Annotated in this window: 15 protein-coding genes and 3 pseudogenes; 5 read left to right on the top strand and 13 right to left on the bottom strand. The window is 44.8% G+C overall.

Features of this window, described 5'->3' with window-relative positions; genetic code table 11:
• Positions 1-6 precede the first annotated feature (6 nt).
• The 5 genes from secD to IQP38_RS07840 form a co-directional block, all read right to left on the bottom strand.
• On the bottom strand, positions 7-1,863 hold the full coding sequence (gene secD, locus IQP38_RS07860) for a protein translocase subunit SecD (RefSeq protein ID WP_005381724.1): 1,857 nt from the start codon (positions 1,861-1,863) through the stop codon (positions 7-9).
• A gap of 21 nt (positions 1,864-1,884) precedes the next feature.
• Positions 1,885-2,214, bottom strand: coding sequence for a preprotein translocase subunit YajC (yajC, locus tag IQP38_RS07855; RefSeq protein WP_005381725.1), 330 nt, complete (start codon positions 2,212-2,214; stop codon positions 1,885-1,887).
• Between the two features lie 177 nt (positions 2,215-2,391).
• Entirely contained in the window at positions 2,392-3,528 is a 1,137-nt protein-coding gene (tgt, locus tag IQP38_RS07850) for a tRNA guanosine(34) transglycosylase Tgt (RefSeq protein WP_005381727.1), read from the bottom strand.
• Positions 3,529-3,675: 147 nt separating this feature from the next.
• The gene (gene queA / locus IQP38_RS07845; RefSeq protein WP_025768859.1) at positions 3,676-4,728 is read right to left on the bottom strand and encodes a tRNA preQ1(34) S-adenosylmethionine ribosyltransferase-isomerase QueA; all 1,053 of its coding nucleotides are present in this window, start codon (positions 4,726-4,728) and stop codon (positions 3,676-3,678) included.
• 268 nt (positions 4,729-4,996) lie between these two features.
• Complete coding sequence (locus IQP38_RS07840) at positions 4,997-6,163, bottom strand: trypsin-like serine protease (RefSeq protein ID WP_054729192.1); 1,167 nt, start codon at positions 6,161-6,163, stop codon at positions 4,997-4,999.
• Positions 6,164-6,475: 312 nt separating this feature from the next.
• Between IQP38_RS07840 and IQP38_RS07835 the strand changes: the two genes are divergently transcribed.
• Positions 6,476-6,925, top strand: a complete 450-nt coding sequence (locus IQP38_RS07835; RefSeq protein WP_017820562.1) for a CBS domain-containing protein — start codon at positions 6,476-6,478, stop codon at positions 6,923-6,925.
• A 123-nt stretch (positions 6,926-7,048) separates the two neighbouring features.
• Here IQP38_RS07835 and aceA read toward each other — a convergent pair whose 3' ends face one another.
• The 3 genes from aceA to IQP38_RS07820 all read right to left on the bottom strand — a co-directional run bounded on the left by aceA (position 7,049) and on the right by IQP38_RS07820 (position 11,623).
• On the bottom strand, positions 7,049-8,362 hold the full coding sequence (aceA, locus tag IQP38_RS07830) for an isocitrate lyase (protein ID WP_005381733.1): 1,314 nt from the start codon (positions 8,360-8,362) through the stop codon (positions 7,049-7,051).
• Between the two features lie 120 nt (positions 8,363-8,482).
• Complete coding sequence (gene aceB, locus IQP38_RS07825; protein ID WP_017820561.1) at positions 8,483-10,111, bottom strand: malate synthase A; 1,629 nt, start codon at positions 10,109-10,111, stop codon at positions 8,483-8,485.
• Between the two features lie 606 nt (positions 10,112-10,717).
• Positions 10,718-11,623: a hydrogen peroxide-inducible genes activator gene (locus IQP38_RS07820; RefSeq protein WP_005383681.1), complete on the bottom strand. Its 906-nt coding sequence runs from the start codon at positions 11,621-11,623 to the stop codon at positions 10,718-10,720.
• 199 nt (positions 11,624-11,822) lie between these two features.
• Here IQP38_RS07820 and IQP38_RS07815 point away from each other — a divergent pair, with 199 nt between their 5' ends.
• The 3 genes from IQP38_RS07815 to ppk2 all read left to right on the top strand — a co-directional run bounded on the left by IQP38_RS07815 (position 11,823) and on the right by ppk2 (position 14,308).
• On the top strand, positions 11,823-12,434 hold the full coding sequence (locus IQP38_RS07815) for a peroxiredoxin C (RefSeq protein WP_005381738.1): 612 nt from the start codon (positions 11,823-11,825) through the stop codon (positions 12,432-12,434).
• Positions 12,435-12,717: 283 nt separating this feature from the next.
• Positions 12,718-13,461, top strand: coding sequence for a copper homeostasis protein CutC (locus IQP38_RS07810; RefSeq protein WP_086026665.1), 744 nt, complete (start codon positions 12,718-12,720; stop codon positions 13,459-13,461).
• A 70-nt stretch (positions 13,462-13,531) separates the two neighbouring features.
• Entirely contained in the window at positions 13,532-14,308 is a 777-nt protein-coding gene (gene ppk2 / locus IQP38_RS07805) for a polyphosphate kinase 2 (RefSeq protein WP_005381743.1), read from the top strand.
• Between the two features lie 62 nt (positions 14,309-14,370).
• Here the strand turns inward: ppk2 and phoU are convergent, their stop codons facing one another.
• The 5 genes and pseudogenes from phoU to IQP38_RS07785 form a co-directional block, all read right to left on the bottom strand.
• The gene (gene phoU / locus IQP38_RS07800; protein WP_005381744.1) at positions 14,371-15,069 is read right to left on the bottom strand and encodes a phosphate signaling complex protein PhoU; all 699 of its coding nucleotides are present in this window, start codon (positions 15,067-15,069) and stop codon (positions 14,371-14,373) included.
• 30 nt (positions 15,070-15,099) lie between these two features.
• Positions 15,100-15,918 carry a phosphate ABC transporter ATP-binding protein PstB gene (gene pstB / locus IQP38_RS07795; RefSeq protein WP_005381745.1) on the bottom strand — a complete coding sequence of 273 codons (819 nt, stop codon included), beginning with the start codon at positions 15,916-15,918 and terminating at the stop codon, positions 15,100-15,102.
• Positions 15,919-15,920: 2 nt separating this feature from the next.
• Positions 15,921-17,297, bottom strand: a pseudogene (gene pstA / locus IQP38_RS07790) (phosphate ABC transporter permease PstA); the annotation flags it as partial.
• Between the two features lie 65 nt (positions 17,298-17,362).
• Positions 17,363-17,594: pseudogene (locus IQP38_RS27025) on the bottom strand (phosphate ABC transporter, permease protein PstA); the annotation flags it as partial.
• A gap of 30 nt (positions 17,595-17,624) precedes the next feature.
• Positions 17,625-19,829, bottom strand: a complete 2,205-nt coding sequence (locus IQP38_RS07785) for an ABC transporter permease subunit (protein WP_053302966.1) — start codon at positions 19,827-19,829, stop codon at positions 17,625-17,627.
• A 207-nt stretch (positions 19,830-20,036) separates the two neighbouring features.
• On the opposite strand from IQP38_RS07785, the pseudogene IQP38_RS26315 reads away from it, so the two are divergent.
• A pseudogene (locus tag IQP38_RS26315) lies at positions 20,037-20,388 on the top strand (RNA degradosome polyphosphate kinase); the annotation flags it as partial.

The raw sequence follows: 20,388 nt of genomic DNA, 5'->3' as shown, positions 1-20,388 counted from the left end.
CCAGCCTTAGATCGACAATTTATCAACGCGTTTGCCACCGTAGATCAGGTTCACGATACAACGTGTACCAATAATGGCGGTGAACATTGAAGTTAAGATACCGATAGATAGAGTAACTGCGAAACCTTTCACCGCACCTGTACCGACCGCAAATAGAATGATTGCAGTAATTAGTGTTGTGATGTTCGCATCAGCAATCGTGCTGAATGCATTCGCGTAACCTTGGTGAATCGCTTGTTGTGGACTACGTCCATCACGAATTTCTTCACGGATACGCTCGAAGATCAGTACGTTCGCATCAACTGCCATACCGACTGTTAACACGATACCGGCTATCCCCGGAAGCGTCATGGTAGCGCCTGGAATCATCGACATAACACCAATGATAAGCACTAAGTTTGCCATTAGAGCAATGTTTGCAATCAAACCAAAGCCGCGGTAGTAAAGCAGGGTAAATAGCATTACGGCAACCATACCCCAGATACATGCTTGGATACCCATATCGATGTTTTGCTGGCCCATTGATGGACCAATGGTACGTTCTTCAACGATAGAGATAGGTGCAATCAGTGCACCAGCACGTAGTAAAAGTGCTAGGTTGTGTGCTTCTGCAGCAGAGTCGATACCTGTGATACGGAAGTTACGACCAAGAGCCGATTGAATCGTTGCTTGGTTGATGACTTCTTCATGCTTATCCAGAATAACTTTGCCTTCAGGCGTACGACGGCCACTGTCTTTGTATTCTGCAAACACGGTAGCCATTAGCTTACCAATGTTCTTCTTAGAGAACGCAGACATCTTATTACCACCTTCGCTGTCTAGCGAGATGTTAACTTGTGGACGACCATATTCATCAACACTTGAGCTTGCATCTGTGATGCTTTGACCGCCAAGAATAACGCGCTTCTTAAGCACAACTGGGCGACCATCACGGTCCATCTTGATTTCACTACCTGCTGGCGCACGACCATTTGCCGCTGCCGATAGGTCAGCTTTATCATCAACTTCACGGAATTCAAGCGTTGCCGTAGCTCCGAGAATTTCTTTTGCACGAGCAGTGTCTTGAACACCAGGCAGTTCAACTACAATGCGACTAGCACCTTGACGTTGAACCAATGGTTCCGCAACACCTAGTTCGTTGACACGATTACGTAAAATCGTAATGTTTTGCTCAACAGCATAGTTACGGATCTCTTGTAAACGTTGCTCAGTAAAGGTTGCAGTAAGAGCGTAACGGCCATTTGAATCAGAATCGACAAAAATCATGTCCGGGTGATTCTTTTCTAGCGTTGCTTTCGCTTCTGCTAATTGCTCTTCGTTACGCAACAACACTTCTACCGCTTCTTTTCCAGAAGGGCGGATTGCACGGTAACGAATCTTGGCGTCACGAAGTTCGCTACGGAAAGCTTCTTCTTGTTGACCAACAAGCTTTTCCATCGCTGCATCCATATCCACTTCCATTAAGAAGTGAACACCACCGCGAAGGTCAAGACCTAGCTTCAATGGTGACGCGCCAATCGCTTCTAGCCAATCGGGTGTAGAAGGTGCAAGGTTAAGTGCAACAATTGTGTCTTTGCCTAGCGCTTCGCTGATGACATCACGAGCACTGATTTGTGTGTCAGTGTCGTTAAAACGAACAAGAATTGATCCATCTTCGAGAGCAATGGATTTATGAGAAAGTTGCTCTTTGTTAAGAGCAGTAGTGACAGCATCCAGCGTTGACATATCTACAGAGGCGCCACGCGCCCCTGTAACTTGAATAGCCGGATCTTCACCGTAGATATTTGGAAGTGCGTATAACGCAGCGGTGATGATGGCAAAAAGCACCATCAAGTACTTCCATAATGGATAACGGTTTAGCACAGCGAGGATCCTTTAGCTGTTTTATAGAGACTTAAGCGTACCTTTTGGTAGCACTGCAGTGATGAAGTCTTTCTTGATTACTACTTCATTGTTCGCGTTAAGCTCAATTGAAATGTAGTCATTGTCTTCAGCAATCTTAGTGATTTTACCCACTAGGCCACCGCTAGTTAAAACTTCGTCGCCTTTGCCCATAGAAGCCATTAGGTTTTTGTGTTCTTTTACGCGTTTCGCTTGTGGGCGGTAAATCATGAAGTAAAAGATCACTGCGAACATGCCAAGCATGATTAGCATTTCAAAACCACCGCCTGCTGGCGCGCCTTCTGCTGCTGCGTGAGCCTGAGAAATAAACATTAAAACATCCTCATTATATTTTATTGATAATCAAACAAATTGGGCTTTCGCATTTTAGATTCAAGTCTGAGAGTAACTAATAGAGATCGCTCTCTCAAAAATAACGTGCGTTAGCCTACTTTATTAGCAAAAGCCTCTGGCGACATGCCAAAGGCTTTAATTCTTTTAGTTTTTCAATTACTGCTCTTTTGCTAGTGGTGGCACTTCACGGCCACGACGCTCATAGAACTCAGTAACAAATTCATCGAAGCGATCTTCATCAATTGCTTTACGAATGCTTTCCATCAGACGCTGGTAGTAACGCAGGTTATGGATTGTATTCAAGCGAGCGCCTAAGATTTCATTACAACGCTCTAAATGGTGAAGGTACGACTTGCTGTAGTTTTGACAAGTGTAACAGTCACAATGCGGATCCAATGGTGTTGTATCCGTTTTATGTTTCGCATTACGGATCTTGATCACACCACCAGTCACAAATAAGTGACCATTACGTGCGTTACGCGTTGGCATTACACAGTCAAACATGTCGATACCACGACGAACACCTTCAACCAAGTCTTCTGGCTTACCTACGCCCATCAAGTAGCGAGGTTTGTCTTCAGGAAGTTGAGGACAAGTATGCTCAAGAATACGGTGCATGTCTTCTTTAGGCTCACCTACTGCCAAACCACCAACCGCGTAACCGTCAAAACCGATTTCCGTTAGACCTTTTACCGACACATCACGTAAATCTTCGTAAACACCACCTTGGACAATACCAAATAGGTTGTTCGGGTTTTCTAGCTTCTCGAAGTGGTCACGTGAACGCTGTGCCCAGCGTAATGACATTTCCATCGATTTCTTCGCTTCATCGTGTGTCGCTGGGTAAGGCGTACACTCGTCAAAAATCATAACGATGTCAGAGCCCAGGTCTTTTTGAATTTCCATCGACTTTTCTGCGTCCATGAAAATCTTGTCACCGTTTACTGGGTTACGAAAGTGAACACCCTCTTCAGTGATCGTACGCATCTTACCAAGGCTGAATACTTGGAAGCCGCCTGAATCAGTAAGAATAGGACCGTGCCAGTTCATAAAATCGTGCAGGTCACCGTGCATTTTCATCACTTCTTGACCAGGACGTAGCCACAGGTGGAACGTATTACCTAGCAGAATTTCTGCACCAGTACCTTTTACTTCTTCTGGTGTCATACCTTTAACGGTACCGTAAGTACCTACTGGCATGAACGCAGGAGTTTGAACAGTGCCGCGTTCGAAAGTCAGTTGACCACGACGTGCATTGCCGTTTTTCTTCTTAAGATCGAATTTTAATTTCACGATGCCTCCGGGTGTCAGAGAAACAGTCTGACTGAGTGTTTAGGGCTCTACCCTACTTTAAGGAGCGGTCGCTTTTCCTTGCGAGAGACAAAGCAATGGATGCTTTATTTCCTAGCTTACTGCTAGCACTCGTAAATCTATTTTTAACTACGCCGTTTTCTTCTTGATGAACATTGAATCGCCATACGAGAAGAAACGGTATTTGTTTTCCACCGCATGTTTGTAAGCATTCATGGTGTTCTCGTATCCAGCAAATGCACTCACCAACATGATCAGTGTTGATTCAGGCAAGTGGAAGTTTGTGATCAAGCAATCCACTAGCTGATATTCGTAACCAGGGAAAATAAAGATTTCAGTATCGCCAAAGAATGGGGCCAGCTCAGTCCCTTTTTGCAATGCGTCTTGCGCTGCACTTTCAAGTGAACGCACAGATGTGGTACCAACAGCAATAATTCGTCCGCCACGCGCTTTCGTCGCTTTAATTGCGTCGACGACTTCTTGTGGTACTTCTACGTACTCGGCATGCATGTGGTGATCGTTGATATTTTCCACTTTTACTGGCTGGAATGTACCCGCCCCAACGTGCAAAGTAACGTAAGCAAACTCTGCACCTTTCGCTTTGATTTTCTCCAAGAGAACATCATCAAAGTGAAGGCCCGCCGTCGGTGCCGCAACCGCACCTGGCTTTTGATTATATACCGTTTGGTAACGCTCTTTATCTGCATCTTCGTCTGGACGGTCGATGTAAGGAGGAAGCGGCATATGGCCGATTTCTTCCAGAATTTCTAGTACCGTCTTATCAGAACTAAATTTCAGTTCAAATAAAGCATCATGGCGTGCAACCATTTCTGCTGAATATTCATCATTCTCGCCAACAATAATGGTTGTACCTGGTTTTGGTGATTTAGAGCAACGAACGTGCGCGAGGATGCTTTTCTCATCCAACATGCGCTCCACTAGCACTTCTAATTTACCGCCCGATTCCTTGCGGCCAAAAAGACGAGCAGGAATAACACGTGTATTATTAAACACCACTAAGTCACCGGGTTGAACTTGGCCCAATACATCAGTAAATGTGCCATCAATGAGCTCTCCGGTATTGCCGTCCATTTGCAGCAGTCGGCTAGCGGTACGCTCTGGTTGAGGGTAGCGAGCGATGAGTTCATCTGGAAGGTCGAAATGGAAATCTGATACTTGCATGTTACTTGTCTTATCTATTGGTCAAATCACGTCTAGGCGACGATAAAATTGCGACGAGTTTTTCGCAGCAGACTAGTATATGTTTACATGCTGCAATAGCAAGCAAATCACCAGAATATAGCAGTAAAAGCCATGGTGAAGAGTGTAATAAAACGTGAAAAGCCTCGATTACTTGGCACTATTTTTAATTTGAGCCCAAAAGAGAGAACATGAAAAAAGCAAAGCAGCGTATACCGCTGCTTATTAGTTTGGCATTCCAATCGCCCTATCAAACCTCACGCTTTCGCCACAAGAATAACGGCACGAATAAACCCAATAACCAAAACCCTAGACTGCCACCTTCATCATCTGAGCCTTTGAAATCACAGTTATTGGTCGCAATGCCATCGTGACACTCTTTATTGTCACCACTTTCATTGTTAGCACTTTTGATAAAATTCGGCGCAATGATGTAACGACTTGGTGGCGCATCGGCAGTGATGTAAGACTGTACCCAGTCGTAATAGTGGCTCACCTTGGTGTAGAAACTTGGGATCGTCAAAGAGCCACACGTTGGTAGAATAAGGGGGCCGCCACTAACAATACCAATTTGTTTGCCGGTCGCCACATCGACCAACGGGCCACCACTGTCACCTTTACATGCAGAGTTGCCATATTGAGTATGGCTATCTGGCTCCAATACATGGTTTTGTGTTGGTAGCGTACAAATTTTGGTTTGGTTGTCTCTTGAATCAATGATCCCCGGAAAACTGCTGCCAATTTCTAAACGCTCATAACATTTGTCGATGGGTAAAAATGTGCTAATGGTGGTTTTGAGCGTATTAGAAGGTTCAGAAGCATCCGGCTGAGTAGTCCCCCATCCAAACACTTGCACATTTTCGACACGTTGATTGGTCAGGTAATTATCATTCCAATCCGCCACCAAACGTGCTTCGATACTCTCCATGTCAACTTTACTCACTAGGTCAGCAAAGCTCGCGTTTGCCACTGGGCGCGTGAGATACAGCAACGCGATGTCTGAATCTAAACCGGTTTGGATAGGTTTCACGTTGCCATTACTGTCGGTCTCAGCTTTTGAAATCCGAGTGTAATCCGGATGAACCACAACGTGAGACACCGGATAGAAGTTATCAAGCCCTGCAGAATTAAGTTCATACACATTCGCATTCACCGACAGCTCACCCGGCGGGGTCACATAGTAGGTTGCTTCATTGGTTCCTTGTCCCATCACCACACAGTGCGCCGCAGTCAGTACCCATTGCTCTGTCAGCATCGTTCCACCACACAGCGGAAACTCTGCCATATTACTAGCTCGCAAAGTAACGCGGTCAACAGGATCGGTTTGTTCATCTCCTAACACAATCGCCTGTGTTGATGGCACACTGAATGCCGCCACTGCCAGCGCAATAAGTTTGTTACACGTTGTTCGTTTCATCTAGGTTGCTGTCTTCAATTTGGTAAGCCTGGACGTATCTTCTTCGAGAGAAGAATCTTGGAAAATCCAGCGAATAAAAATGTGCGATTCAATTCATTGGATTACCTTGGGAACACATTCAATATCAACTAAAAATGCCAACTGACTCGCACACAAACCGACTTATTCAAATTAATAAAAACACCAATAAAACACAGATTACGCAGCCCATCAGCATTGTGCTATTTAATTGATGAAAAACGAGTTAGCTCCCAGATATACAGAAAAATATTCTCTATATTTAAGAGAAGGACAATGCCGCTGGAGGTCTCTATGATCAAGGTTGAAGACATGATGACTCGTAATCCTCATACCTTACTGCGCACGCACACCTTGCGTGATGCAAAAAGCATGATGGATGCGCTTGATATTCGACACATTCCGGTTGTTGATGCCAATAACCACTTACAAGGCTTGGTGACTCAACGCGACATTCTTGCTGCTCAAGAATCGAGCTTGCACCCAGATGAGGCTGAACAATCTTTTACTTTAGACACACCGCTCTACGAAATGATGCACACCAACATCATGACGGCAGAGCCTATCGCGGGGCTCAAAGAGAGCGCTATCTATATGCAAAAGCATAAAGTTGGCTGTCTACCTGTTGTCACCAAAGGTCGATTGGTCGGCATTATTACTGATAGTGACTTCGTGACGATTGCGATTAACTTATTGGAACTACAAGAAGAAGTGGAACCTGAAGAAATCGAGCAGGAAGAGTAGTACGCAAGCGTATTCTCTTTGTTGTAAGTTTCGTTTTTACACCGGTTAAACGAAAAAAGAGCGGCAGGGTTGCCGCTCAAAATGCCATTACTGACGCTGATTAAGGAAGTGTTTCTCTGCCAATTAGAATTGGTCTTCTTCGGTCGAACCTGTCAATGCTGTCACTGAAGAGTTACCACCTTGGATAGTATTGGTCATTCTATCGAAGTAACCTGTACCTACTTCTTGTTGGTGCGCAACAAACGTATAGCCTTTTTCAGCTGCTTGGAATTCAGGACGCTGAACTTTCTCAACATAATGACGCATACCTTCACCTTGAGCGTAAGCGTGTGCCAGTTCAAACATGTTGAACCACATGTTGTGAATGCCTGCTAGCGTGATGAATTGGTACTTGTAGCCCATGTCTGCAAGCTCTTGTTGGAACTTAGCAATGGTTTCTGCATCTAGGTTTTTCTCCCAGTTGAATGAAGGCGAGCAGTTGTACGCCAACAATTGATCTGGGTATTCAGCGTGAATTGCTTCTGCAAACTTACGTGCTTCTTCCAAACATGGCGTAGCCGTTTCACACCAAATCAAGTCTGCATATGGTGCGTAAGCCAGACCGCGAGAGATAGCTTGGTCGATACCCGCGCGAACGCGGTAGAAACCTTCTTGAGTACGCTCACCTTCAATAAAGTCTTTATCATATGGGTCGCAATCTGAAGTAATGAGATCCGCCGCATTCGCATCAGTACGAGCAATAACTAATGTTGTTGTTCCCGCTACGTCAGCAGCCAAACGAGCTGCAACGAGCTTTTGTACCGCTTCTTGCGTAGGAACTAATACCTTACCCCCCATATGACCACACTTTTTCACCGATGCTAACTGGTCTTCAAAGTGAACGCCCGCGGCACCGGCTTCGATCATCGATTTCATTAGTTCGTAAGCGTTAAGCACACCACCAAAGCCCGCTTCAGCATCCGCTACGATAGGTAGGAAGTAATCAATACCACCTTCATCTTCAGGCGTCTTACCAGCAGCCCACTGAATTTGGTCTGCACGACGGAATGAGTTGTTGATACGCTTTACTACTGACGGTACAGAATCTACTGGGTAAAGAGATTGGTCTGGATACATCGTCGAAGCGGTGTTGTTATCCGCCGCTACCTGCCAGCCTGACAGATAGATCGCTTCAATACCTGCCTTAGCTTGTTGAACGGCTTGACCACCCGTTAGCGCACCAAGACAGTTTACGTAACCTTTTTTCGCACTACCGTTGACCAGTGACCAAAGTTTGTCTGCACCACGTTGTGCAATTGTGTTTGCAGGCACCATAGAGCCACGCAGTTCCACCACTTCCTCGGCAGTGTAAGTACGCTTCACATTTTTCCAGCGTGGGTTAGTTGCCCAGTCTTTTTCCAGAGCTTCAATTTGTTGGCGGCGAGTTAAGTTAGTCATTGGTCTATCCCTCTTTATAATTTGCACTTTATGCGTGTGCGTTGAGTTTCCGTTCTCAGGCAGTACTTCCCTATCTGCCTTGAAAATCCTTCACGTTATTGGTGTTACAGTTATTCTTTATTAATCCAGGTAGTCATAACCAGGAACTGTCAAAAAGTTGGTCAGTTCATCGCTCGTCGTGAGCCTTGCCATTAAGTCTGCTGCTTCTTCAAATCGACCCGCATGGTAGCGCTGCTCGCCAATTTCTTGCTTCACGACTTCAATCTCCTCTTTGAGATAGAGCTCGAACAGCTCTTTAGTGACCTTTAATCCGTTGTCTAGCGACTTGCCGTGTTGAATCCATTGCCAGATAGAGGCGCGTGAGATTTCTGCCGTTGCTGCGTCTTCCATCAGTCCGTAAATCGGCACACAACCATTGCCAGAAATCCAAGCTTCGATGTATTGCAGCGCAACGCGAATATTGTGGCGCATTCCGCCTTCAGTGCGCTCGCCTTCACAAGGCTCAAGCAGTTCAGCTGCTGTAATAGGCGCATCCTCTGCACGGCTCACATCCAACTGGTTGGTGCGTTCACCCAGCACAGCACTAAAGACTTCCATAGCAGTGTCAGCCAAACCTGGATGAGCCACCCAAGTACCGTCGTGGCCGTTGTTAGCTTCTAACGATTTGTCAGTCTGGATCTTGTCTAATACTTTTTGATTCTCTTTCGGGTCTTTAGCTGGGATAAATGCGGCCATTCCTCCCATCGCGAAAGCACCTCGTTTATGGCAAGTACGTACCAATAATCGCGAGTAAGCGTTTAAGAATGGCTTGTCCATCGTTACCACTTGGCGATCTGGCAGTACTCGGTCTGAGTGTTTTTTCAATGTTTTGATGTAGCTAAAGATGTAATCCCAGCGACCACAGTTCAAACCAACGATGTGTTCTTTAAGCGAGAACAGAATCTCGTCCATTTCAAATACCGCTGGTAAGGTTTCAATCAGCACAGTCGCTTTGATCGTGCCTGTATCCAAACCGAAATAGTCTTCCGTGAAATGGAACACTTCGCTCCACCACTTCGCTTCGTGATGCGATTGCAGTTTTGGAAGGTAGAAATAAGGGCCGCTGCCTTTTTGAAGTAACGCTTTGTAGTTGTTATAGAAATACAGAGCGAAATCGAATAGCGCACCTGGAATGATCTGACCGTGCCACGTAACGTGTTTTTCTTTTAAATGAAGGCCGCGAACACGGCAGATCAACACCGCTGGGTCATCTTCCAGCTGATAATGTTTGCCATTGCCAGGATTGGTGTAACTGATGGTGCCATTAACAGCATCGCGCAAGTTAATTTGACCATCTAGCACTTTACTCCATGCAGGAGACATTGAATCTTCGAAGTCTGCCATGAACACTTTTACATTCGCATTCAGTGCGTTAATCACCATCTTGCGGTCAGTTGGTCCGGTAATCTCCACACGGCGATCTTGCAGATCTTGTGGGATTCCTAGGATCTTCCAACTTCCTTCACGGATGTCTTGTGTCTCTGGTAGAAAATCTGGTAGCTCACCAGCATCAATACGTGCTTGCTTCTCTTCTCTTGCTTCCAGCAACTGTTCAACACGTCCGGCAAATTTTTCACACAGTAGAGATAAAAAGGTTTGGGCTTCAACAGGGAAAATTGCTTGATGTTCTGGAGCAACGACTCCATTCACCTCAAGCATGCCTTGGGTTTGCTTTAGTTGTTGTGTTTTTTGTTCTGTCTGAGCAAGCATAATCATTCATCCTTAACGTGCTTTATCAATCTTGGGCAGTCAGCGTAAAGCTACATTTGTAAGTTATGAACAACAAATTACATCCTTTAACTTTGTGTTCAACTCGTCTAGCCATGCCGATAGATTGCGTAATGCTACGTGTATTTTCAATCTAGACATAAGTCGTATCGGCCTTTAAATAAGCTATATCAACAAGGGGTTTAGTGAAACCCCCAATATAAACAAAACAGAAAATTCAAAGTTTTATTCCGCAAGGTAAAAACCATCTATCAAGCGCCTTATTTTGTAAGTTATTACGTAATAAAATTACATTAAATTTAAAGTCGTTTTATCATTTCAAACAAGCGTATGAATATAGACTGGTAAACAAACACCTTGTATTCACAAGGGCTGAAGAGATGTATTTAAACAGGGGTCAAACAAGGTATGCAGGGCTTTGTGTAAAATTAACATTGTGAAATTTCACTATTTTATGAAAGCTTCATCAAAGAAGAGCTGTAAAATTTTACAAGTCAAAGTTTACCAACAGAATAAAATACTAGAAAGCGCACTGTTTCCAGTGCGCTTTTAGATAAATAATGGAGAAGTAAGGGCTAATACTAATAGCTAAAGCAGCTCTGAAACGACTTCTGCAAGTTGATTAAATGTTTTCGTTCTTGACGAGCTCGGACGCCAAACTAAGCCGATTTCGCGATAAGCTTGTTTACCAGGAGGATCGATCACGACTAAATTCTGGTTATGCAGCAAGCCATGGTCGATAGCCATTTGAGGAATGAACGTTGTTCCCAAACCATTCGCAACCATTTGCACCAGTGTATGGAGGCTGGTTGCCGTAAACGGATTGATTTTTTCTTTGTCTGTTAATTTACACGCTGATACCGCATGTTCCGTTAAGCAATGTTCTTTCTCTAGTAGAAAGACGGATTCGTCAGGTAAATCCGCGTAACGAATCGGCACAGGGACCGATTGGGCTTGATTAGCGCTTATAACCATTCGAAACGGATCCTTACCCACTACTCGGCTTTCCATCCCATCAATTTCGACTGGTAACGCTAAAATAAGCACATCCAGCTCACCATGTCTGAGCGCTTGAAGTAAGTTTGTCGTCGTGTCTTCTCTTAATAAAAGATTCAGTTGTGGAAAACGGTAGTTCACCTCTTGTACCAAATCACACAGTAAAAACGGAGCAATTGTTGGTATACATCCTACTTTTAGCTGGCCTTGCATATCGTCGCCTTGGCACATACGTCCAAGCTCGACCAAATCTTGCCCTTTTGCTAACAGCTCTCGCCCCTGCTTTACTACCATTTCTCCTGTTTGGGTAAAAACCAGTGGACTTTTCTTATCTTTCTTTTCATATAAGGGACAACCTATCAATTCCTCTAAGTTTTGAATACCCTTACTTAAAGTCGACTGACTGACAAAACAACGCTCTGCAGCGTCACTAAAATGTCTTGTTTCATGCAGTGTGACTAAATAGTGTAACTGCTTCAAACTGGGCCATTTATTCATAATTGTATTTGTATCTACCGCCGTTCCAGTGATCGAGTTAAGAGTTTTGTTATTATCGTTTTTTTCGATTAACTCAATCTATTTATTTCGCTTTTTTCAATACTACAATCTGTACTATAGTTTGTCTCGTACAAACACGAACCAAACCGACACAACTGAATTCGGTTTGGAGCTAACCATACTTTTTAGGAGCAAAAAAATGGTACTAGTAGGTCGTCAAGCCCCTGATTTTACTGCAGCAGCTGTTCTAGGTAACGGTGAAATCGTTGAAAACTTCAACTTTGCAGAGTTCACTAAAGGTAAGAAAGCAGTAGTATTCTTCTACCCACTAGATTTCACTTTCGTTTGCCCATCTGAGCTAATCGCATTCGACAACCGTCTAGCTGACTTCCAAGCTAAAGGTGTTGAAGTAATCGGTGTTTCTATCGATTCTCAGTTCTCTCACAACGCATGGCGTAACACTGCTATCGAAGATGGCGGTATCGGTCAAGTTAAGTACCCACTAGTTGCTGACGTTAAGCACGAAATCTGTAAAGCTTACGACGTTGAGCACCCAGAAGCAGGCGTTGCTTTCCGTGGTTCTTTCCTAATCGACGAAGAAGGCGTTGTACGTCACCAAGTAGTTAACGACCTACCACTAGGCCGTAACATCGACGAAATGCTACGCATGGTTGACGCTCTTAACTTCCACCAGAAGCACGGCGAAGTATGTCCTGCACAATGGGAAGAAGGTAAAGCAGGTATGGACGCATCTCCAAAAGGTGTTGCAGCGTTCCTATCTGAGCACGCAGCTGACCTAGGCAAAAAATAATAGACCTTCACCCTAGCTCAACGGGTGTGATGGTTGGATGTATATAAAGCAATAAGCTAATGCGGAAAACCGCAAACGCCAATCAGTCTAAGTAAAGTCCTATCAAAGCCCAGAGCCTCTGCTCTGGGCTTTCTTTTTCCTTCAGATAAACCGCCAAAATGAGGTAACGCTTTAGCGTAAACTTTACCTCTATTTATCATCTCCTCCATACAGATTCTGCTTACTGGCCCTGTTAATATCTTAGCCACAACACTTATTTGTAACGTTAGCAGGATGAATGAACGTGGTTACTCACCTAGAAGTCTGTATTGATAATATTGAATCTCTGCACTACGCCATTGCTGGCGGCGCCACTCGGATTGAACTTTGCTCCTCTTTGGCTTTAGGCGGACTAACACCCAGTTATGGTTTTATGCAGCAAGCGGCTAAGCTTTCGAGTGTTCCAGTTTATGCCATGATCCGCCCACGCCAAGGTGACTTCTTCTACAATGAAGAAGAGATCGAAATGATGCGTTGGGATATTGAAGCGGCTCACCAATCAGGCTTGAGCGGTGTCGTGTTCGGCGTGCTCACTCAAGACGGTGATATTCATATGCCTTACGCGGCTGCGCTGTGTGAATTTGCTCAAGCGCTTGGCTTAGGCGTGACCTTCCATCGTGCCTTTGACCAGTGTCGTGACGCTGAAAAAACTTTGGAAGAAGTGATCAGCTTAGGTTGTGAACGTATTTTAACCTCCGGTCTTGCGCCTTCAGCACCACAAGGGATCGATGTGCTTAGAGCTTTGGTTAAGCAAGCCCAAGGACGCATAGCAATCATGGCGGGGGCTGGCGTTAATGCGAGTAACGTACGTGCGTTAGTAGAAGACACTCAAGTTCCTGAAATCCATCTGTCAGGCAAAACCACACGCCCTAGCCAAATGACCTTTGTTGCTGAACAAAGCAAAATGGGCGCATCCGATGTCGATGATTTTTTAATCCCCATCACAAGTACACAAGCCATAACCGATGTCGTAGCAACTCTCAAATAGACCACCGTAACCTCACGCGCATAGCTTTTGAGTGCTAACATATTGTTTATCAAGGAGTGAGGAAAGGTGTATGTCTAAATTGAAGAAAAAGGAATACGAAAAGGAGCTCAAAAACCTTCAAGTTGAGCTCGTAAAACTTCAAGAGTGGGTCAAACACAAAGGGTTAAAAGTGGTTGTTCTGTTTGAAGGCCGTGATGCTGCGGGCAAAGGCGGAGTGATAAAGCGAATTACAGAAAAGCTAAACCCGCGTGTTTGTCGCGTAGTGGCTCTGCCTGCACCGACCGAAAAAGAAAAAACGCAATGGTACTTCCAACGTTACGTCGCTCATTTACCATCTGCTGGTGAAATCGTTTTATTTGACCGAAGTTGGTATAACCGAGCAGGTGTCGAAAAAGTCATGGGGTTCTGTACTCCAGACGAATACGAGGAGTTTTTACGCTCTTGCCCTGAATTCGAGAGAATGTTGCAACGCTCTGGGATTATTCTGATTAAGTATTGGTTTTCGGTTTCAGACGAAGAGCAGGAAAAACGTTTTCTAGGTCGAATTAATACGCCGATCAAACGTTGGAAATTCAGCCCAATGGATTTAGAGTCACGTCATCGCTGGGCGGAGTATTCGGAAGCAAAAGATAAGATGTTTGCCTATACAGACACGAAAAACTGCCCTTGGTGGGTCGTCCCTTCAGATGACAAAAAGAAAGCGCGCTTGAACTGTATCAGTCATTTACTAAGCCAGATTGATTACAAAGCACTTGAGTACTCACCCATCGAATTACCTGAACTCAATAAAGAAGGTTACGTCAGAGCGCCCATTGATGATCAGACCTTCGTTCCTGATAAATATTAACGTGCTTTCCTTCTCTCTAATAAATAGGCCAGCCTAAAAGCTGGTCTATTTGTTGAAGTCAGTTACTTCAGTACGTCATCAATACTTTGATCACCTAGGTGGCGTACATCTTTCCCTTTCACAAAGTAAATAATGTATTCACAGATGTTCTGGCAGCGGTCCCCCACGCGTTCAATCGCGCGTGCAGACCACATCACTTGCAGAATATTAGGGATATTTTTTGGATCTTCCATCATGTAAGTCATCAACTGACGAATCACCGCTTCATACTCGGCGTCTAGTTTGTCATCTTGTTTGTGCACCTCTGCTGCCGCTTCTACATCCATACGGGCAAACGCGTCTAAAACCTGATGCAGCATATTAATTGCCTGACGGCAGAGAGGCTCTAACGACACTTGGAATTGTCGTTCTTTTGATGATGGGCTTTCAATGGCAACGTAAGCAATACGTGTCGCCACGTCACCGATACGTTCTAAATCAGTGATCGTTTTGATGATAGCCATAATTAAGCGCAAGTCTTTTGCCGTTGGCTGACGCTTAGCAATAATGCGTGTACAGGCGTCATCGATCGAGACTTCCATCGCATTCACTTTATGATCGTCACGCACAACCTTACGCGCCAGTTCGATGTCTTCTTTATGCAAGGCTTGAATAGCATACGAAAGCTGCTGTTCTACCAAGCCCCCCATGGTTAATACATGAGTACGAATCGATTCTAGCTCTACGTTAAATTGTCCTGAAATATGACGTCCAAAGTGCATGATGTTCCTTATTCCGTATAGAGTCGCGACTTAACCGTAGCGACCCGTAATGTAATCTTCGGTCTGTTTCTTCATTGGCGAAGTGAAGATCGAATCCGCGTCAGAGTATTCAATTAACTTACCCATATGAATGAATGCAGTATGATCACTCACTCGCGCCGCTTGTTGCATATTATGGGTAACGATAACGACAGTATATTGAGTCTTCAGCTCATTGATAAGCTCTTCAATAGTTAAAGTTGAGATTGGATCCAACGCTGATGTTGGCTCGTCCAATAACAGGACTTCCGGCTCAATCGCCACCGCACGTGCAATGACCAAGCGCTGTTGCTGACCACCAGATAAGCCAAATGCGTTCTCATGCAAGCGGTCTTTTACCTCATCCCACAACGCCGCCGAGCGCAAGGATCGCTCCACTGCGTCATCTAAACTGCGGCTGTTTTTTACACCTTGTAAGCGTAAGCCATAAACTACGTTTTCATAAATAGACTTAGGAAATGGATTGGGTCTTTGAAACACCATCCCCACTCGGCGTCGAAGTGTCGCAACATCGACATTAGGATGATAAACATTCTTGCCGTGGAGACGCACTTTACCTGTGACTCGACACCCTTCCACTAAGTCGTTCATGCGATTGATGCAACGTAATAACGTCGACTTTCCACACCCTGAAGGACCGATAAAAGCGGTGACTCGCCCTTTGGGAATTCGCATCGAAATATCATGCAGCGCCTGAGTTTGACCATAGAACAGATTAAGGTTCTCGATTGAGATGGCTGTTTGTTCATCCGTTAAATTATGAACATCCAATGGTGGCTCATAACCTAATGTACTATCAAAATTAAACATACTTAATCTTGTCCTAACGTTCTGTATTTTTCTCGTAAATTATTGCGAATACTGATTGCTGTTAAGTTTAGCCCGACAATCACTGTCACGAGTAAGAAAGAGGTAGCATAAACTAATGGTCGCGCCGCTTCGATGTTGGAGGTTTGAAAGCCAACATCGTAAATGTGAAAACCTAAATGCATGAACTTTCTATCCAAATGCACATAAGGGAATTGTCCGTCAACCGGTAAACTGGATGCCAATTTCACGACCCCCACCAGCATCAGTGGCGCTACTTCGCCAGCTGCACGTGCAATCGCAAGGATCAAACCTGTGATAATAGCTGGCGTCGCCATAGGTAAAACCACACGCCATAGTGTTTCGAACTGAGTTGCACCAAGCGCCAGAGAACCATGTCGTACTGAGCTCGGAATACGAGTTAAACCTTCTTCAGTAGTCACAATCACAACTGGAAGCGTCAGCACGGCAAGAGTTAGTGCAGACCATAACAAACCCGGCGTACCAAAGGTTGGTGCCGGTAGCTTCTCCGCATAGAATACGTTGTCGATAGAGGCACCTATCGTATAAACGAAGAAGCCTAAACCAAACACGCCATAAACAATCGATGGAACACCCGCTAGGTTTATAACTGCAATACGAATCACTCTGGTTAGAGCGTTATTCTTAGCGTATTCATGTAGATAGATAGCGGCGATCACCCCAAGTGGCATCACAATGATCGACATAATGAGTACTAAGAAAACCGTACCAAATATCGCAGGGAACACGCCTCCTTCGGAGTTAGACTCTCTTGGATCTTCAGATAAAAACTTCCAAACCTGTTTTCCCCAATGCATGACTTTATCAGGCAGTGACATTTGGTTTGGATACCAGTAGTCCAAAATATCTTCGAGCGGAATCGATACTTGTGACCCCGTCATATCCTCGACAATCAAGGCATAGTCAGAGAGCTGAAGTCGTAAACCATCAAGTTGCAAATCTAACGTCGCAAGCGCTTTTTCTATCTGCTCTTTTTTCGTCTGATTTTCCTTTAAGAAGCTTTCTGTCAGCGTGTCATTCAATTCATGCTTGCGCTTTTCTAATCGCAACTGCTCTAGCTTCCAACCAAGCTCTTTAAGCTGATCGACCACCAAAGAATCAATCTCATGGCGCAGAGTTTCTGCATCATCAAGCTTTTTATTTAGTATCGATTGAATATCACTGGTGTATATATTATCGCCATCTTGAAACGCCACCAGCTTACCAAAGAAATAACCACCGCTACTGCGCTCTATCACCGCCCACTCTTTTGGCGTCGTGGGCTCATCCAACTGCATTTGCAATACGGAGATAAAATCGGCGGGATACAACTCTCGGTTAGCGATTTTGATGTTGAGTCGCGTGGCAAAATCTTCATCGTCTTCTAACTGTTGTGCTGCGCTTTCAGGCAAATAACTCTTCGGTACAAAGCTGCGCTCATACACTTGACCAATCAGAATAGTATTTTCATGTAGCACTTCACCTTGTACAGGAGTCAGCGCTGCAACATTCCACTGATACAAGGGCGCTGGCCAAAAGTAAGTCAGGCCTTTCCAGCCGATAAGGAGTAACAACCCTAATACCGACAACAAACTGATGCTGACTGCACCGCCTGTTAGCCATATCCACGGTGCGCCAGAACGAATCCAATTTAACACGTTATTACTCGCTCTTTATTCAAACCATTATTACAACGCACGGTACTTATCTCTCAGTCTCTGACGAACCCACTCCGCAAGCGCGTTTACTGCAAACGTAAACACAAATAAAATCAATGCAGCTAGGAACAGCAGGCGATAATGCGAACTTCCAACTTCCGACTCTGGCAACTCAACGGCGATGGTCGCCGACAGGCTGCGCAATCCTTCCAAAATATTCCAATCCATTAATGGCGTATTGCCCGTTGCCATTAATACAATCATGGTTTCGCCAACAGCGCGTCCCAGGCCCATCATAATGGCAGAAAAAATACCTGGGCTTGCAGTAAGCAAGACAACATAGATTAAAGTTTGCCAAGGCGTGGCCCCTAATGCCAAAGAGCCATCCGATAAATGCTTCGGTACAGAGAAAATGGCATCTTCGGCAATGGTAAAAATCGTCGGGATAACAGCAAACCCCATCGCTAACCCCACCACCAATGCATTGCGTTGATCGTAACCAATACCATGCTCGGTTAAGAATAAGCGCATATCGCCACCAAAGAACGTCTGCTCAATCGTAGGCGAAATCCACACTCCAAGCCCAATCAGTACCAATATGACAGGCATGAGCACTAAAGCATGCCAACCATTAGGCAGACGATTCCGCAAAGGTTGCGGTATTAATGCCCATAGCCCGCCCATAATCATGGTGCTCAAGGGCAAAACAAACAGCATAACGACGATCGTAATCAAATGATCTTCGACAATAGGCGCGAACCACAATCCCGCGAGGAAACCTATGATCACCGTCGGCAGTGCTTCCATTAGCTCAATCGACGGTTTTACTACACGACGCATGCGTGGCGACATAAAGTAAGCCGTATAAATAGCACCTAGCACTGCGAGCGGTACTGAAAACAGCATCGCAAACATCGCCGCTTTTATCGTTCCAAACGCAATAGGTACTAGGCTGAACTTAGCCTCAAAGTTATCGCTCGCCGAAGTCGATTGCCACACAAATTCAGGCTCAGGATACCCTTCGTACCACACTTCTTGCCATAATGAAGACAATGAAATTTCCGGATAGGCATTGTCCACTTCCGCAACATTTAACGCATTATTTTGCCAAGTGATTAAGTAGCGTTCATTGTTAGACATTGCTGCGATTGCGGGCGCTTGATTGTACGCACGCTTAAACAACACCAGTTTTTCACTGGTTGTATAATGGCTTTGCAACGTGCCGTTGGTGTAAAAGCTATAAAATCCTTTTCGATGAGAATCCGGCAACAAATACTTAAGCTCTGATGCCAATTTAAAATCACGAATATGCGTTAACGTGCGTTTTTCTTCTTGCAGCGTATCAAACCATTGCGACACCCGACCATCGTTGTGCGTCACCAAAAGCGAGTAAGCACCAGCCAATAAGTCTATCGTACGAACGGAATGCTTCTTATCACCTTGAGTGAGATCGACCACCTCTCGCACAGCAAATTTACGTGCGGTTTTCTTTAACACGATCAACTCAGAGCCATCGCGCAAATAAAGCGTTTCACCGTCAGGTGTCAACAACATTTGCTGAGGCGTATTAAAGCCTGAAGAGAACGTAAAATCGATCGTTGTAGGAGGCGTACCCAAAGACGAAGCCACTTGCCAGCGAGCTTTCACTTCACCGCTTTGCTTCTGCCAAACAATCGTTGGTAAGGGCGTCGAAGCTGCAAATACAAACTGAGTCACAGGATCTTGAGGCGTACTTAGTGTCAGATCCATGCTGGTGTCTAGCTCAATCACTTCCGGAGGACGTGTATTTTCTCTCAATGTGGCATTAAATTCTGGCTTGAAAAGGTTCGCTTTACCCTGCCCATCAACAAATCCATACCAACCTAGCCCAGGAGCAGATTGAGAGAAAGCGACGGGTTTCTGGACGATTTGCTGTGTATACACCGCAGGTTTCGTAGGATCGTCCATCGACAAATATTGAATCTCACCACTTTGGGTTAGAACGAACGCGAGCTGAGCGTAATCATCCACTGAAATCGCAAGTGGTGTTTCAATATGAGTGGCTCGAATGGCTTGGTTGGTTTTGATCTCCGCATCAGAAAAAAGCGGAATGATCACCATGGCGAGGTAGACAAAGATCAAAATAAGCGCCGCGAGTACGCCGACACCACCGGATGTCACTGCAAGTCGAACTAAACGATCTTTTATCAGTCGTTTCTTATCTTTTTCCTGCAATGAAAACTCGGCTTGTGCCATTTATATCTCTACCTTTTTTGACTTAGTACTAGAATATGTCGTTAAGATGACAATTATATTACAGATCACATTAAACACCTGAAAAGAATACAACTCTTATGCAATGCGTGGTATGAAATAAATCTGTAATGAAAATCTCATAATGTTCTCACTCATCCATTTTTCCAAGATGAGTACGTAATACTTCACTTTTGGCTAGGTAAGGTTATGAGCGCAGAAAAACTATATATAGAAAAAGAGCTGAGTTGGTTGTCTTTCAACGAACGAGTATTACAAGAAGCTGCCGATAAAACCGTCCCTTTGATCGAACGTATTCGCTTTCTTGGGATCTTTTCCAACAATTTAGATGAATTTTACAAAGTACGCTTTGCGGACGTGAAGCGCAGAATCCTAATCAGCCAAGAGCGCGGTGGCAGTGATAGCCCTAAACGACTGTTAACCAAAATGCAGTCGAAAGCACTAAAGCTTAACGAACAATTTGATGAGCTTTACAGCGAGTTGATTCGAGAAATGGCGCGACGTCGCATTTTCTTGGTCAACGAGCAACAACTGGATGAAT

It is taken from the genome of Vibrio sp. OPT41, from assembly GCF_015163595.1.
Lineage (GTDB): Bacteria > Pseudomonadota > Gammaproteobacteria > Enterobacterales > Vibrionaceae > Vibrio > Vibrio alginolyticus.
Note: the sequence above shows the minus strand (reverse complement) of the source record. Positions and strands in the feature narration are given on the sequence as shown.